Below are 14,177 nucleotides of genomic sequence, written 5' to 3'. Positions count from 1 at the left end.
CTCAGAAATTCACGGTGGCGGTGACGCCGCCGCCGGCGTTTTCCAGGCGGATGGCCCAGCCGTAGCGCTCGCAGATCCGGCGCACCAGGTACAGGCCCATGCCGTGGCCGCCAGGGTGCGAGGTGAAGCGCGGTGGGATGTTTTCAAGCTGCCCGGCCGGCAACGCGCCCGCGTTGCTGACCACCAGCTCGCGGCCCTGAGAACGGCACAGGACATCGGCGCCGCTACCGTGCTGGACGGCGTTGCGCACCAGGTTGCCGAGGGTCATGGCGACCATGCTCTCCGGGGCCGCTACCCGCAACGGGCCGCCTTGAAGGTCCATCACGATGTTCTTTTCTGGTGCAACACTGCGCTGGTCCTCCACTACACGGGCGAGTACGGCGTACACATCGCATGTGGTTTCGGCCGGAACCGCCCGCTGCGGCTCGCGCGACAAGGCCAGCAACGCGTCGGTGAATTCAGTCATCTCGCGCACGGCGCGTTGAATGCGCGCGATCGCCTTCGTCGCACCAGGCCGTCCCGCGGTTTGCGTTTCCAGCAACTCGACAGCGCCGCGCATGACCGCGAGCGGGGTGCGTAGTTCGTGGCTGGCGGTGGCGGTGAACGACTGCTCGCGTTCGACGAAACCGTCGAGCCGTTCCATGAAAGTATCGATGGAGCGCGCGATGGGCTCCAGCTCGTTGCCCGCGAACTGAGCACCGATGCGCACGTGACGCTGTTGTGGGTCGATGCGTGTCAGCTGGTCCGCGAGTGCAGTGATTGGCTCGACCAGCCGACGAGAAATCGCGGTGGCGGCAAGGCCGGCGATGATGACCACACCCACCACGCCGAGGCCGAGTACCAGCAACGCGATCTTTTCTTGCGTGGCGTAGGTGGTGACGTCGTAAGTGATATACAGCCGGCCGAAGTTACCGTCGCGCACCAGCACGTCGAGCAGGCGTTTGCCTGAACGCACTCGATGCATCTCGCCCGGCTTGAGCATCGCGATGTGTCGCGGCAGCTCGGCGAGGTCGCTGGATCGATAAATACTCAGGCGCGCCGAGCGCAGCGGCTCGGCGCCGCGATCCGCATGCAGGCGTTGCTCGAAGTGCGTGAGCTCTTCGGAAAGCAGATCCAGTGTGATATTGCGCTTGAGCCGCTCGTCGGCGAGATACGCCCACGCGCTCAAAATCAAACCCGCCATCGCCAGCAGCGCAATCATGGTGCCGGCGATGCGCGCGCGCAGGCTCAGCTGCGCGTACCACTCGCTCGCCCTACGGACGAGGCGGGTCCGCCGAAAGTCGATAGCCAGTGCCATGGACGGTATGTAGCAACTTGGTGGCAAAGTTTTTGTCGATCGCCGTGCGCAGCGCATGCATGTGGGCGCGCAGGAAATCCCCTTGCGGCGGCTGGTCGCCCCACAGCTCGCGCTCCAGCTCCTGGCGAGTGACCACGCGATGTGAGTTTTGTAGCAGCACGATCAGCAGCCGTCGCGTGGTTGGATTGAGCTTGATGCGCTCGCCGCCGCGTTCGGCTTCCAGGGTGTCCAGATCGAACGTGAGATCGCCGACGGTCAGCAGTCGCTGCGCTGGAGGAACGTTGGCGCGACGGATGAGCGCTTTCAAGCGCACGTCCAGCTCGGCGAGCGAGAACGGTTTGACCAGATAGTCGTCCGCGCCGGCCTCGAAGCCTTCGATTTTGTCCGCCAGCAGATCTTTCGCGGTGAGCATCAACACGGGCACGCGCGTGTGGCCGGCCTGGCGCAGCTGGCGGCACAGGGACAGGCCGTCCAGACCGGGCAGCATCAGGTCCAGCACGATGGCGTCGTAGGGCTGGGCGAGGGCGAGCTGCAGGCCACGCTCGCCATCCAGCACGTGCTCGACGGAGTCGCCGGTCGCCTCGAAGAACTCGGCGATGTTGGCGGCGATGTCACGGTGGTCTTCGATGAGCAGCAGGCGCATGGGCGGAAATATGGGGCCGGATAGGAGCGGAAACGCTGAAATATAGGCGTCACATTGTACGTGAGCGCGACCCGGTGCCGGCAAATACCTAAAAAATGCGATGGATACGACGTTTTTCGGCGGCGCCATCACACAAATGTCACGCCGCCGTCAAGCTGTCGCAGTATCCGACGAGCACAGTGATGCTTCGCGAAGCTAGGCGAGGCGCCATCGGAAGGGGCTTCGGTCGCTTCGATAGGAGGAAGCATCATGGCGACCGCACCTGTAGATGTTCGAGTGGACGGGATATTCCGCCGGGTCGATGCGTTTGAATACGCGTGGTGCCTGCGCCTGAACCGGAAATGCCAGCAGCGGCGCCTGGTGCGCGACGTGTTCGCTGCCGTTAGCAAGCTCGGCGACGGCGTGTTCTGGTACGCATTGATCTTCCTGTTGCCCGCCGTGTACGGCTCGTCGGCCGCGATGCCTTCGGTGCGGATGGCCGCGGTCGGCATCGTCGGCGTGCTGCTCTATAAGTACCTGAAGTCACGGCTGGTGCGTGAGCGTCCGTATATATCCCTCGCCGGCATCGTGCCGGGGACGCCGGCGTTGGATCGCTATAGCTTTCCTTCAGGCCACACGCTGCACGCGGTGAGCTTCACCGTGCTCGCTACATCGAGCTTTCCTGAACTGGCTTGGGTGTTGGTGCCGTTCGCCACGTTGGTGGCGGCGTCACGCGTAGTGCTCGGCCTGCACTACCCGACCGATGTGGCCGCTGGCGCCATCATCGGCGCGACTCTGGCCGTCCTGGGCATGGTGGTGTTTCCGGTCGAGTAACGGACTGGCTCACGTCGCCTGAGTCGGCCTCAGTGGCCTGCGTCGCCGGCAGCGACCTACCTCCTCCCGGCACCGTGCTCCCCCTCAGTCGCGCTATCGCGCGACGTCGTCGGGTCCCGTCCCTGGGCGCACTTTGTCGAAAAGGTCCCTCTTTCTCGACAATGCCGGGAGGAGGTAGGTCACTCCCGACGACGCCGAAGCGTCGGTGCTAATTCGCAGCGCCGAGCATCTTCATTCCTTGCAAAACTTCCGGGACGCGTGGCCGCGCCAGCGGACGTTTTCAATACTTCGCGTAACTCTTCTCTTCGACGATCTTCGAGCCGAGCTTGGTGTTGATTTGTTTCTTCACCGCGGCGCGTTCGTCGTTGTTGATGTACACGGCGCGCGCCAGCTCGATGAACTCCTGATCGAATTTGCGCTGGCGCTCCTTGTCGCGGATGTCGTCTTCGATGTCCCACAGCTTCTTGTTCACGTCGCGCAGCTGTTTCCACTCCGCGTCGATGTCGGTCTCGGCGTGGGCTGACGCGTTCCACGTCTCCTGCAGCAACTGCAGCTCGACTTTCACGTTGGCGAGCTTGGTCGGGTCGCTGATGTTGGCGGCTTTGATTTCCAGGATGGTGATCTTGTCGATCAGCTCGCCCGGAGAAATGGGAACTTTGATTTCGGTGCTCATGAATTAGCTCGCAGTATCAGGCGCGGCCCCAGTAACCGAGGCGTTTGCGGATTTTCAGTTTACGCCACCAGTTGCCCGGCTTCGGCTTGGGATTGCGGGCGCCGGCGGCGATGAAGTCGTCGACGGCGTCGAGCACGCGCTCGCTGGAGTGGCCGTCGCGGTAAGGATGAATGGAATCGGCGTATTCGCGGATGGCGCGCATCAGCTCGGGCGGCCGCGCCAGCGCCTTCTCAATCGAGGGCAGCAATTGATCCGGCGAATCGATATCGATCAGCTGCGGCCCCGGCCGGCGGTTTTTGAATGTCACCACCGGCTTGTACGTCAGCAGGAATTCGTTGAGTGCCGACGAGGTGTCGGAGATCATCATGTCGACCTGCGGGAACAGGTCGAGGATGTTGTCCTCGGTAGCGAAGCGCAGGTAGTCGCCTTCGAGCGCCTTGTACTTCGCAACCGTCTCGGGCGCGGTCTTGGGATGCAATGTCACGATCCAGCGCCAACGTCCGCTGCGAGACATCTCACGAATGTTGTCGTAGAGAATGGGCGCCGCGCTCCAGGACGGCGAGAACGTCGAGTGATACAAAATCACCGGCTGTTCACGCACCGGCGGCGGTTCCGGCGCGCCGTGCACGCGCATGAACGGATCGAGTTTTGGCCAGCCAGTTTCCTTCACGGCGAAATGCCCGAGCTCGCGCGCTTTATCGGTGAACGCCTGTGTGTCGCGCGAGCCGGTCGTGCAGTACAGATCGAAGAAGCCGCGAATATAAATATGGCGCGGCTTGCCGGCATCGAAGCCGTGAAACACTTCGACTTTCACGCCGGGAAAGAAATGGGGCACGGCGTTGCTCGATGTGAGCACGGCCATGGGCTTGAATTCGCGAACTTCGCGGGTGGTGCGAAGGAATGTTTCATCCGGCCGCAGCTCTTCGCCGCCCGGGCCATCGAAGAACCACGCCGCCTCGTGGCCACGCGCGCGAATCGCCTCCTGCAATGGGCGCAGGATGGCGAGCGCGTAACGCTCCGAACCGTAGAGAAGATAATGTTTGGTCATCGCTAAGATTTACGGATCCAGTCCATAGCCGTGCAGCAGCTCGGCAGCCAGGTCGCGCGACTCCGGATTGCGCCGCATCTCGTAGTAACGCATGCGTTTGTACACGGCGTACGCGGCGGCGGTTTGCGAAACGACGTAACCGCGCCAGCCATCGAGAAACGCCAGCCGCAGGAAATAATCCTTGATGAAGGCGGCGAGATAGACGAACGGCGTCAGCCACATCTGCACGGGCTTGCCGCGGTCCAGCCAATCGCGCGCTTTGAGCTCGGCGTAGCGCAGCGTCTTCAGCTGTTTGTGAACCAGCGTCGGGTTGTTCAAATGAATGAACGGATGCTCGAGCGTCGGCGTCGGTCCGTCGAAGCGCAGCGATTCGTGCACGCGCACGTCGGTCCAGCGCGCACGGGCGCGATGATAGATGCGCCCCATGCGCTCGCCAACCATTGGGCGATACCAGCGCATCGGCGCGCCCATGTACCACGTCTGCCGTCGCAGGATCGCGCCGGCATCCGAAGATTGCATGAGTTGCGGCAAGCGTCGCTGCAGCTCGGCAGCGAGCTCGGGCGACAGGGCTTCGTCGGCGTCCAGCGCCAGAATCCAGTCGTGTTGGGCCTGCGTGCTGGCGAAATTACGTTGCGGGCCGAAGCCGAGCCAGTCCTGATGAACCACGCGCGCGCCGTGCCGCTGGCACACCTCCTGGGTACCGTCGGTGCTGCCCGAGTCGATCACCAGCTTTTCAGCGGCGAACGGCACGCTGTCCAGGCAGCGGCCGATCGCGGACGCCTCGTTGCGCGCGATGATCAAGAGCGTGATGGGCAGCTTCGGGAGCTGACTGGGTTCGGGAACCATACGGGCAGTTTCGCAGCGAGCGTGAGACCCGGCAATGGGCGGGTCCACGTCTCCTCATGGCGGGCTCACTTTTTATGGCGCGCCAGGCTCAGCAGCAGCGCGTGCAGTTTCTTGATGACGTCGTCCGGCGTGATGAGGTCCATCACGCCCGGCCGTTCGATCTTGGTGGTCCAAGGGATCTCGGCGGCGGGTCGCCCCATCAGCCGGCGCGCGGCCACGTCGTACTTATCCACGCACCATTGCCGGCTCAGATAGGGCCCGCTGCGCGCCGGATTGGTAGCGGCATACAAGCCGATGACCGGAATCCCGGCCGCGGTTCCCATGTGCGCGGGGCCGGAGTCGGGAGTGATGAGCAGCGTAGCGCGCTCCAACGTCGCGAAGAACTGCAGGAGCGTGTCCTTACCGATGGTGTTCTCGCACTTCTGCTTCATGCGGCTGACGATTTCTTCCCCGGTACGGCGCTCGATGTCGCTCGGGCCGCCGCACAGGAGCACTCGCATGCCGAGCGATGAGACCGCGTAGTCCGCGACCTCCGCATAGTATTCCGAGCGCCAGTTGCGCAGACGATGGCTGGAGCAGGGGCTGATGATCAGCGTGTTGCCCGGCTCGGGGATGAGCTTCTGCGCGTAGCTCACGGCATCCTGAGTCAGCGGAATATCCCAGCGCAGCAGCCGTTCATACACGTCGAACTTCTCGGCGAAGCCGAACAGGCCGTCCATCACATGCTGGCGGGAGGCGGGCGCGACGTGCATGTTGGTGAACAACCATTGCAGCTCGCGCGCTCTGCTGCGATCGAAACCGAGCCGGACCTTTGCCTGAATCGCCGTGGACAGGATGCTCGCGCGCAGCGAGAGCTGCATGTGCATGAGCACGTCGAAGGTGCGACCGCGCAGCGTCTCTTTCAGCTTGCTGCGCGCCTGCCAGGTGCTCATGCGCTTGTCGACGACGATGAATTCGATATCGGGCAGGTGCCCGAACAGCTTGGCTTCGAGGCGGCCGATGACCCAGGTGAAGCGCGTCTTGGGCCAGGCCCGTTGCAGAGTGCGGATCACCGGCAGGACGTGGCAGGTATCGCCGATCGCCGAAAGCCGCAGGAGGCAGACGCTGGCAGGGGGATGATTGACGTTATACATTGCTGTCCGAATGACCGACGAGCAATTCATCGCCACCGCCGGCGGCGGCATCCTATACGACGCATCGCGACTAAGTAAGCCAGGCGCAGAATTGTTCTCGCGATCCCAATGGGCCGCGCGCGGCGCGCTCGAAGAAATCGCCGGCGGCCGCAGCTCCATCGCCTTGCTGAACGTGGCCGTGTGGCCGGGGCTGCAAGATGGTTCTTCGTCCAGCCCCGGCGTCGAGGGGGCCCGCTGGGTACTGCGGCATTATCGCCGTGGCGGCTTCGTCGCCAAGCTGTCGCAAGACAGCTACCTTTGGACTGGGGCTGGTCGCACCCGATCGTTCGCCGAATGGCGGTTGCTGGCGGAACTGCGGCGGCGCGGGTTGCCTGTGCCTGCGCCGATTGCGGCTCATTACGTTCGTGGTCTGCTGACTTATCGAGCGGATTTGATCACTGAGCTGCTGCCGGGGGCGCGGACGCTGGCGGATCTCATCACCGGGCGTGATTTGCCGGAGGCGGGGTGGAGTGCGGTCGGTCGGACCATCGCGGCGTTTCATCGCGAAGGCGTGCATCACGCGGATCTCAACGCGAACAATATTCTGCTCGGTGCGAACGGGGCGGATGTTTATTTGCTCGATTTCGATCGGGGCCGCATCGAGGCTCGTGGCGCGTGGGAACAGGTCGTGATTGCGCGCCTGCGGCGCTCGCTGGAAAAAATCAAGGGGCAGCGGGCGGATGTGAGATTTGGCGAGCGCGAGTGGAATTGGCTGCAGGTGGGCTTGGCGAGCTGAAGAAGACCCTCACCCCCTGGCCCCCTCTCCCGTTGGGAGAGGGGGAATCAATTTTTTTAAAAAATGATTTTTCTTTCCGAGCGGAAACGACCCCGCGAATGGCCCCCTCCCGCTGGAGAGATAATCCCTTTTAAAAATTTCTCTTTTCCGAGCGGAAACGGTCTCAGCTCGGGCGCTTGCGCTTGTAGTAGTCCGGGTAGTCGGCGGTGAGGCCTTTGAAGCGCCGGTGGATCCATAGGTACTGTTCGGGCACGCGGCGCACCTGGGCTTCGATCAATTCGTTGAAGCGGCGGGCGTCCGTCACCGGGTCGTCGCTGGGGAAATTTTCGAGCATGGGATGGATCACCATGCGATACCGTCCGCTCGGCAGGCGTTCCTGGAAATACGGCACCACCGCCGCGCCGGTCATGCGTGCGAGGCGGGAAGTGGCGGTGTTCGTTGCCGCGGGAATGCCGAAGAATGGCACCATCTCCGCGCCTTTTTTGCGATACGCCTGATCGGGCGCATACCACACCGGCTCATTGGATTTGAGCGAAGTGATCAAGGTGCGAATGTCATCTCGCGGAATCGCCCGTTTGGCGCGATGACTGCGATTGCGCATCAGGAACCGCTCCAGCACCGCGTTGCCGGTCGGGCGATACATGATGTTGATGTTCCCCGGCAGCTGATCGCACAACACGCGGCCGCCGATCTCCAGCGTGGTGAAGTGCGCGCTGAGCAGAATGACCCCGCGACCGCGCGCCTTGGCCGCCTCGAAGTGCTCGACGCCTTCCAGTTGACACAACTTTTCGATACGCGCTTTGGAGCCCCACCATGCAATCGCCGTCTCGAAAATACCCAGGCCCAGACTCTTGAAATGTTCCTTCACCAATCCTTCCCGCTGTGCGTCCGACAGCTCGGGCAGGCAGATCCCGATGTTGGTTCGCGCGATGCGCACGAAGGGCAGGGGCAGGCGCACGATCAGGCTGCCCAGACCGCGGCCGAGCCCGGCCAGCACGGCATACGGCAGCGGCTGTAGCGCGCGCAGCGTGCCGATGGCCAGCCAGGTGGGCCAGTAGTGCGGCCGGAGTAAAGGCAACAGAGTCTTCATCAGCGTCGATACGGATCGTCGTCGGGGCGCTTGAAGCGCTTATAACTCCACAGGTACTGCGCCGGATTGCGGCGCGCGTGATCTTCGATCAGATCGTGAAAGCGGGCAGTGTCGGCCACCGCGTCCCCGGAAGGGAAATTCTGCAGCGGCGGATGGATGATGACCACGTAGCCGCGATTGTCCGCGCGGCGCTCGGGAAAGTACGGCAGCACCGGCGCGCCGGAGATTTTTGCCAGCCGCGAGGTGGCCACATTGGACGCGGCGGGCACGCCGAAAAACGGCACGAGCTCGCTGTTCTTGCCCGTGTAGCGCTGATCAGGCGCATACCAGACCGGCAGATTGTTCTTCAGGTTCTGCAGCAGCTCGCGGATCTGCTCGCTGGTGACCGCTTGAACGGTGTGTTTCTCGCGGTTACGCCGGGACAGTTCGGCGATCAGCGGATTGCTCGGCGTCAGATACATGACGCTGGTCGGCCCGAGCAGCGTCAGCGCGCGGGCGCCCATTTCCAAGGTGGTGAAGTGCGCGCTCAACATCAGCGCGCCACGGCCCTTGGCCAGCGCGGCCCGCAAATGTTCCTCGCCTTCGAACCGAATCAGCTTGCGCAGTCGCGCATCACTGGCCCACCACACCAGGCCGGTTTCCAGCAACGTGCAGCCCAGCGATTCGAAGTGCTCGCGCACCAGGTCGTCGCGCTCCGCTTCCGACAAGCCGGGCAGGCACATGCGGATATTGATCGAGGCGATGCGGCGGTCGCGGCGCGCGAACAGATACGCCAGGCGGCCGAGCGCGCGCCCCACTGCCAGCTGCATGGGCAGTGGCAAAACGTTCAGGGCGCGAACCAGTCCCAGCCCGAGCCAGATGGCCCAGAACCTGGGTCCGACAAAGCGATACAGCGGCACGCGGTTGTTTGAAGAAGCCGGCGGTGATGTCGTCATCACTTCATAGAGGGCAGCAGTTGCGGGTACCATCTTATAGAAGAACACCACGACATGCTGCGTTCCCTATATACCGCCCTCTTGTATGTGTTTGCGCCCATGGCCCTGGCAGGGACCGCCCTGCGGGGGCTGCGCGATCCCGCCTATCGGGATCGGCTGTCGGAAAGACTTGGGTTCACCAATGCGGTCGCGCCCGCGAGTGCGCAGCGGCGCATCTGGATCCATGCCGTGTCCGTCGGCGAGGTTCAGGCCGCGGCCCCGCTGGTGCGTGCGCTGCTGAAAAAGTATCCGCAGCACTCATTCCTGGTGACGACGGCGACGCCGACTGGCGCACAGCGCGTGCGCGCTCTGTTCGGCGACTCCGTGGCGGCCCATGCTTATTTGCCTTACGACCTGCCGGGGGCGGTGCGCCGCTTTCTGAATCGCGTGCGGCCCTCGCTGGCCATCGTGATGGAGCGCGAGATCTGGCCGAACCTGTTCGGTGAGTGCAAGCACCGCCGGATCCCGCTCCTGCTTGCCAGCGCGAGAATCTCGGAGCGTTCGGCGGCTCGACATCGAAACTTCGCGGCATTGTTCAGCGAGGCGCTGTCGGGCAACGTCATCGTTGCGGCACAGACCGCGCATGACGCAGATCGATATCGAGCGATCGGCGCGCGACACGCGCTGGTCACGGGCAATGTGAAATTCGACATCGAAACGCCGCTGGCAGCGCGCGAAGCTGGAGAGCAATTGCGACTCACGCAGCTGGCGAATCGTCCTGTGTGGGTTGCCGGCAGCACGCACGATGGCGAAGAGCAGCAAGTCCTAGCGGCGCATCGCCTGGTGATGGCGCAACGGCCCGATGCGTTGCTCGTGCTCGTTCCGCGTCACCCGAATCGCTTCGACGCCGTGCGCTCGTGGTTGAAGGCCGAACAAATCAATTTCGCCGCTCGAAGTCGCAACGACTCAGTGACGGTGGAAACATCCGTACTGCTGGTGGATACGCTCGGCGAGTTGATGACGTTCTACGCCGCGGCGGATATCGCGTTCGTCGGCGGCAGTCTCATTGCCACCGTCGGCGGACACAACCTGTTGGAACCCGCGGTGCTGGAGCGACCCGTTCTCGTGGGGCCTCACAACTTCAACGCTCCCGATATCGCACAGCTGATGTTGGACAGAGGCGCCGCGCGGCAAGTGACTTCAGCCGAGCAGCTCGCGGCAGTCATTCTGGAGTTGTATACAAATCCATCCACGCGTGCCGAAATGGGAGCCAAGGCGAGTGCGATCGTGGCCGAGAATCGGGGCGCGCTGAACCGAGTGATGGATCTGATCGAGCCGCTGCTTCAGGCACCTTCGCAGATCACGTGAGTGTGAATGCTGTGCAGGAGCTTGCGATAACGAGGGTTCTCCGTGAACGGAGACACCTTGTAAGAGCAGTACATCGAAAAATTGTGATGGCGGCTCAACTCGTTCCAGAGCTCCTCGAGCTGGATGGCCGACGACGGCCGGCCTTGCTCCACCAGTAACGATACCATTTCGCCGAAAAGTCGCACCGGCTGGCCGCGCGCCGCGGCCTGGCTCATCAACTGATTGAACTGACGATGAAACCGCTCGCGATCCACGCCGGTGCGTACGTCGAAGAACGTTTGCAGCGTGTGCTCGGCCTGCAGCGGGATGTAGCGGTACTCCGCCGATAGCGCGGCCGTATTCAAGCCGATATCGAACAAATAGGCATCCAGCTGGCGGTGATGTTCGGCGGTCGCGACGGCGATGCACGTGTCGCCCGCGGCCAGGCCTTCGTGCAGGAAGCGACCCGCAGCACGGACGTACTCCTCGTCACTGCTGAAGAACTGGACGATATGTGCAGAGTTGCTCATGGGATCCCGGGGCTGCGCTCGTTATGCCGTGCTCGCCGCGCGATGCGGGGCAGATGATAGTTGCATGACAGCGGCCCGGAGCAGTGCTGCTTTCCGAAGTGACATTTCTCGCGGCTCCAGGGTCCTTCTCGCGTTCGTCACTGAATCGCAACGGAACTGTCACGACGCCCCTGCATAACCTCGGCCGGTTAACCACCAAGAAATCGGGGAGCAATGTCGTGAAAATTGTCAAAGGCGTGAATTGGCGCAGCGAACGGCGTGGTATTTGGTCCACAGCCGTGCGCTTGCCAGCACTGGTAGTGGCGGGCTCGTGCGTCACCTCCGCGGCGCTGGCCGGATCGTTGTCGGGCCGGGTCAGCGACGCGTCCGGTGTCAAGTCGCTGCAGAGCGCCGAAGTCGAGATCGTCGAGTTGAAACGTCGCGCGGAAACCGGCAGCGATGGCATGTTTCGTTTTGGCGACGTACCCGACGGTACTTACACATTGCGCACGCAATATGTGGGCGCGCCTTCGGTGATGACAAAAGTGAATGTCACAGGCGACACCCGCAGTGAAGACATTCTGCTCGGCGGAAGCGGCGGCGATGCCGGTTACATCGATAACGTATTGGTCGTGGGACAACGCGCCAGTCTCGCCAGCGCGCTATCTCGTCAGCGCTCCGCCGACGGCGTGGAGAGCGTGCTCAGCCGCGACGGCATCGGACAATTTCCCGATCAGAATGCCGCCGAATCGATGCGCCGCGTCGCGGGCGTCAACGTGCTCAACGACCAGGGCGAAGGGCGCTTCGTCGCCGTGCGCGGCCTGTCGCCGGATTTGAACGCCGCCTCCATCAACGGCGCGCGAGTGCCTGCTCCGGAAGCGGATGTTCGCTCGGTCGCGCTGGACGTGATTCCGGCCGAGCTGATCGAATCCATCGAGATCAAGAAGTCGCTGACGCCCGACATGGACGCCGACACCATCGGTGCGTCCATCGAAATCAACACCACAAGCGCGTTCGATCGCAGCGAGCCGTTCCTGTCGTTCTCCGGCGAAGGTTCGTACAACGACCTGCGAGCCGAGTGGACGCCCAAAGGCAGCCTGGATTTTTCCACCACGCTCGGCGACCGCTTCGGCATCGCCGGCGGCCTGTCTTATTACAAGCGCGAGTTCTCCACCGACAACGTCGAGATGGATGGCTGGGACGTGAGCGACGACGGTGTCGCCTACGCGGACACGGTGGAATATCGCGACTACGACGTTGAGCGCGAGCGCCTTGGCGGCTCCCTGTCTCTGGACTTTCGTCTGAGCGATGCGACCACTTTGTATGCGCGCTTCCTGCGCAGCGAGTTCGAAGATCAGGAATATCGCGGCCGGCTGATCTTCGAGATGGAGGAGGCGCCGAATAGCGGTGACGGCGACACCGCCAACTTCTCCGATGCGGACGGCGAGATCCAGTTGGTTCGCGACATCAAGGATCGCTTCGAGAAGCAGACTATTTCGTCCCTCAACGTCGGCGGCGAGACGTTCGCGGACGCCTGGACCTTCAAGTACAACGGTTCGTGGTCCACGGCGAAGGAGCGCGAGGCCGGCTCGCTCGATCCCGTGGAATTCCAGCGGGAGTTCGAGGGCGAAGACGAGCTGGATGTGAGCTTCGATTACAGCAACTGGAGGCTGCCGCGCTTTACGCTCGGCGGTGGCAATTTCAGGGCGTACCGCGATCCGGCCGAATTCGAATTCGATCAGATCGAGCGCACTTCGCTGAGCTTGTCCGAAGACGAGGAGCTGGCGGCGCGTTTCGATATCTCGCGCGACTTCGCACTGAGCAGCGGCCAATTCACCGTGCAGTTCGGCGCCAAGGCTCGCATGCGCGAGAAGACCTACGACAAGCAGGTCGATGTGTTCGACGGTTTCGACGGTGACTTCACGCTCGCCGACGTGCAGGGCTCGCCCAGCTACGGGCTGGCGACGCTCTGGGCCGTGCCGAGCGGCCCGGCCGTGCGGAATTTCATCAACGCGAACATCGGTAGCTTCGAACTGAACGCGGCCGACACGGCGTTCGAGTCGAACATCGCCGACTACAGCGTCGATGAGGATATCTACGCCGGTTATGTGCTCGGCCGTCTGGAGCAGGGGCCGCTGCGCCTGATCGGCGGCGTGCGCGTCGAGCAAACGCGCAATGACGTGGGTGCGAACATCGTCGCCCGAGCCGACGATGACGTTGCTGTCACGGCCACGAGCTTCGATCGCGACTATACGGACGTGTTGCCGAGCGTGAATGTTCGATACCAGGCCGCGGACGAGCTTCTGTTGCGTGGCGGCCTGTATCGCAGCCTGGTGCGTCCGAACATCGGCGACATCGCGCCGCGCTTCGTTGTGGAGGATGACGAAGCCGAGTTCGGGAATCCCGAGCTGAAACCCTATGACGCGTGGAACCTGGACGTGTCCGCCGAATGGTACTTGAGCAATAACGGCGTGCTGCAGGCGGGCGTGTTCTTCAAGCGCATCGAGGACTTCATCGTCGATGTGCGCTATGAGGACCTGGAGTTCCTCGGCATTACGTTGGACGAGGTCGTGATCCCGCAGAACGGCGACGAAGCGAAAGTGAAGGGCGTCGAGCTCAACTATCAGCAGTCGCTGAGCTTCCTGCCCGCGCCGCTGGACGGTCTGTTGGTTGGGCTCAACTACACCTACACGGATGCGGAAGGCGAGATCGACGGTGAGACGGTGGCCTTGCAGGCATCGGCTGAGAACACCTTCAACGCATCGCTAGGCTACGAGAAAGGGCCGCTCAGCTTGCGCGTGACGGCGGCTTACCGCGACAAGTATCTCGACGAACTGGGCGAGACCCGTGAGGAAGATCGCTTCGTCGAAGATCACATCCAGTACGACTTGAGCGCACGGTATCGTCTGTCGCCGCAGTTCCAGCTGTTCGCCGAGTTCGTGAATCTGGGTGACGAGCCGTACGTCGCGTATCAGAACGTGGGCGGTCGCAAACGCTTGCTTCAGTACGAAGAGTATTCGTGGACCTACAAGACGGGCTTCCGGTACACGTTCTAAAACAAAGGGGGGGCTTCCAAGGAAGCCCCCCGA

At 62.9% G+C, this 14,177-nt stretch carries 13 protein-coding genes; 4 read left to right on the top strand and 9 right to left on the bottom strand.

The genetic code is table 11. The features are described from left to right. Position 1: 1 nt before the first annotated feature. The gene (locus VGD45_RS11420) at positions 2-1,297 is read right to left on the bottom strand and encodes a HAMP domain-containing sensor histidine kinase (protein ID WP_331155427.1); all 1,296 of its coding nucleotides are present in this window, start codon (positions 1,295-1,297) and stop codon (positions 2-4) included. Beyond that, positions 1,254-1,940 carry a response regulator transcription factor gene (locus VGD45_RS11415; protein WP_331155426.1) on the bottom strand — a complete coding sequence of 229 codons (687 nt, stop codon included), beginning with the start codon at positions 1,938-1,940 and terminating at the stop codon, positions 1,254-1,256. The genes VGD45_RS11420 and VGD45_RS11415 overlap by 44 nt, the downstream gene beginning before the upstream one ends. Before the next feature lie 249 nt (positions 1,941-2,189). On the opposite strand from VGD45_RS11415, the gene VGD45_RS11410 reads away from it, so the two are divergent. Then, the gene (locus VGD45_RS11410) at positions 2,190-2,753 is read left to right on the top strand and encodes a phosphatase PAP2 family protein (RefSeq protein WP_331155425.1); all 564 of its coding nucleotides are present in this window, start codon (positions 2,190-2,192) and stop codon (positions 2,751-2,753) included. A gap of 280 nt (positions 2,754-3,033) precedes the next feature. Here VGD45_RS11410 and VGD45_RS11405 read toward each other — a convergent pair whose 3' ends face one another. From VGD45_RS11405 to VGD45_RS11390, 4 genes are all read right to left on the bottom strand, one after another. Beyond that, on the bottom strand, positions 3,034-3,426 hold the full coding sequence (locus VGD45_RS11405; protein WP_331155424.1) for a DUF6165 family protein: 393 nt from the start codon (positions 3,424-3,426) through the stop codon (positions 3,034-3,036). A 16-nt stretch (positions 3,427-3,442) separates the two neighbouring features. Then, on the bottom strand, positions 3,443-4,474 hold the full coding sequence (locus tag VGD45_RS11400) for a CDP-glycerol glycerophosphotransferase family protein (protein WP_331155423.1): 1,032 nt from the start codon (positions 4,472-4,474) through the stop codon (positions 3,443-3,445). A gap of 9 nt (positions 4,475-4,483) precedes the next feature. Continuing rightward, positions 4,484-5,320 (bottom strand): glycosyltransferase family 2 protein, encoded by an 837-nt coding sequence (locus VGD45_RS11395; RefSeq protein ID WP_331155422.1) that lies wholly within the window; start codon positions 5,318-5,320, stop codon positions 4,484-4,486. 65 nt (positions 5,321-5,385) lie between these two features. Beyond that, positions 5,386-6,453, bottom strand: a complete 1,068-nt coding sequence (locus VGD45_RS11390; RefSeq protein ID WP_331155421.1) for a glycosyltransferase family 9 protein — start codon at positions 6,451-6,453, stop codon at positions 5,386-5,388. Positions 6,454-6,463: 10 nt separating this feature from the next. On the opposite strand from VGD45_RS11390, the gene VGD45_RS11385 reads away from it, so the two are divergent. Then, entirely contained in the window at positions 6,464-7,228 is a 765-nt protein-coding gene (locus VGD45_RS11385) for a 3-deoxy-D-manno-octulosonic acid kinase (RefSeq protein ID WP_331155420.1), read from the top strand. A gap of 163 nt (positions 7,229-7,391) precedes the next feature. On the opposite strand, the gene lpxL is transcribed toward VGD45_RS11385, so the two are convergent. Both lpxL and VGD45_RS11375 read right to left on the bottom strand, forming a co-directional pair. Further along, positions 7,392-8,318, bottom strand: a complete 927-nt coding sequence (gene lpxL / locus VGD45_RS11380) for an LpxL/LpxP family Kdo(2)-lipid IV(A) lauroyl/palmitoleoyl acyltransferase (protein WP_331155419.1) — start codon at positions 8,316-8,318, stop codon at positions 7,392-7,394. Further along, positions 8,318-9,253, bottom strand: coding sequence for a hypothetical protein (locus VGD45_RS11375; RefSeq protein WP_331155418.1), 936 nt, complete (start codon positions 9,251-9,253; stop codon positions 8,318-8,320). Before VGD45_RS11375 ends, lpxL begins: the two co-directional genes overlap by 1 nt. A gap of 54 nt (positions 9,254-9,307) precedes the next feature. Between VGD45_RS11375 and waaA the strand changes: the two genes are divergently transcribed. Next, positions 9,308-10,600 (top strand): lipid IV(A) 3-deoxy-D-manno-octulosonic acid transferase, encoded by a 1,293-nt coding sequence (gene waaA / locus VGD45_RS11370; RefSeq protein ID WP_331155417.1) that lies wholly within the window; start codon positions 9,308-9,310, stop codon positions 10,598-10,600. Here waaA and VGD45_RS11365 read toward each other — a convergent pair. Next, on the bottom strand, positions 10,576-11,109 hold the full coding sequence (locus tag VGD45_RS11365; protein ID WP_331155416.1) for an MEDS domain-containing protein: 534 nt from the start codon (positions 11,107-11,109) through the stop codon (positions 10,576-10,578). The genes waaA and VGD45_RS11365 overlap by 25 nt on opposite strands. Before the next feature lie 218 nt (positions 11,110-11,327). On the opposite strand from VGD45_RS11365, the gene VGD45_RS11360 reads away from it, so the two are divergent. Further along, positions 11,328-14,144, top strand: coding sequence for a TonB-dependent receptor (locus tag VGD45_RS11360; RefSeq protein WP_331155415.1), 2,817 nt, complete (start codon positions 11,328-11,330; stop codon positions 14,142-14,144). The last annotated feature ends 33 nt before the right edge of the window (positions 14,145-14,177 follow it).

The organism is Steroidobacter sp., from assembly GCF_036402275.1.
In the GTDB taxonomy this organism is placed as follows: domain Bacteria; phylum Pseudomonadota; class Gammaproteobacteria; order Steroidobacterales; family Steroidobacteraceae; genus Steroidobacter.
This window is presented reverse-complemented; position numbering and strand designations above follow the sequence as displayed.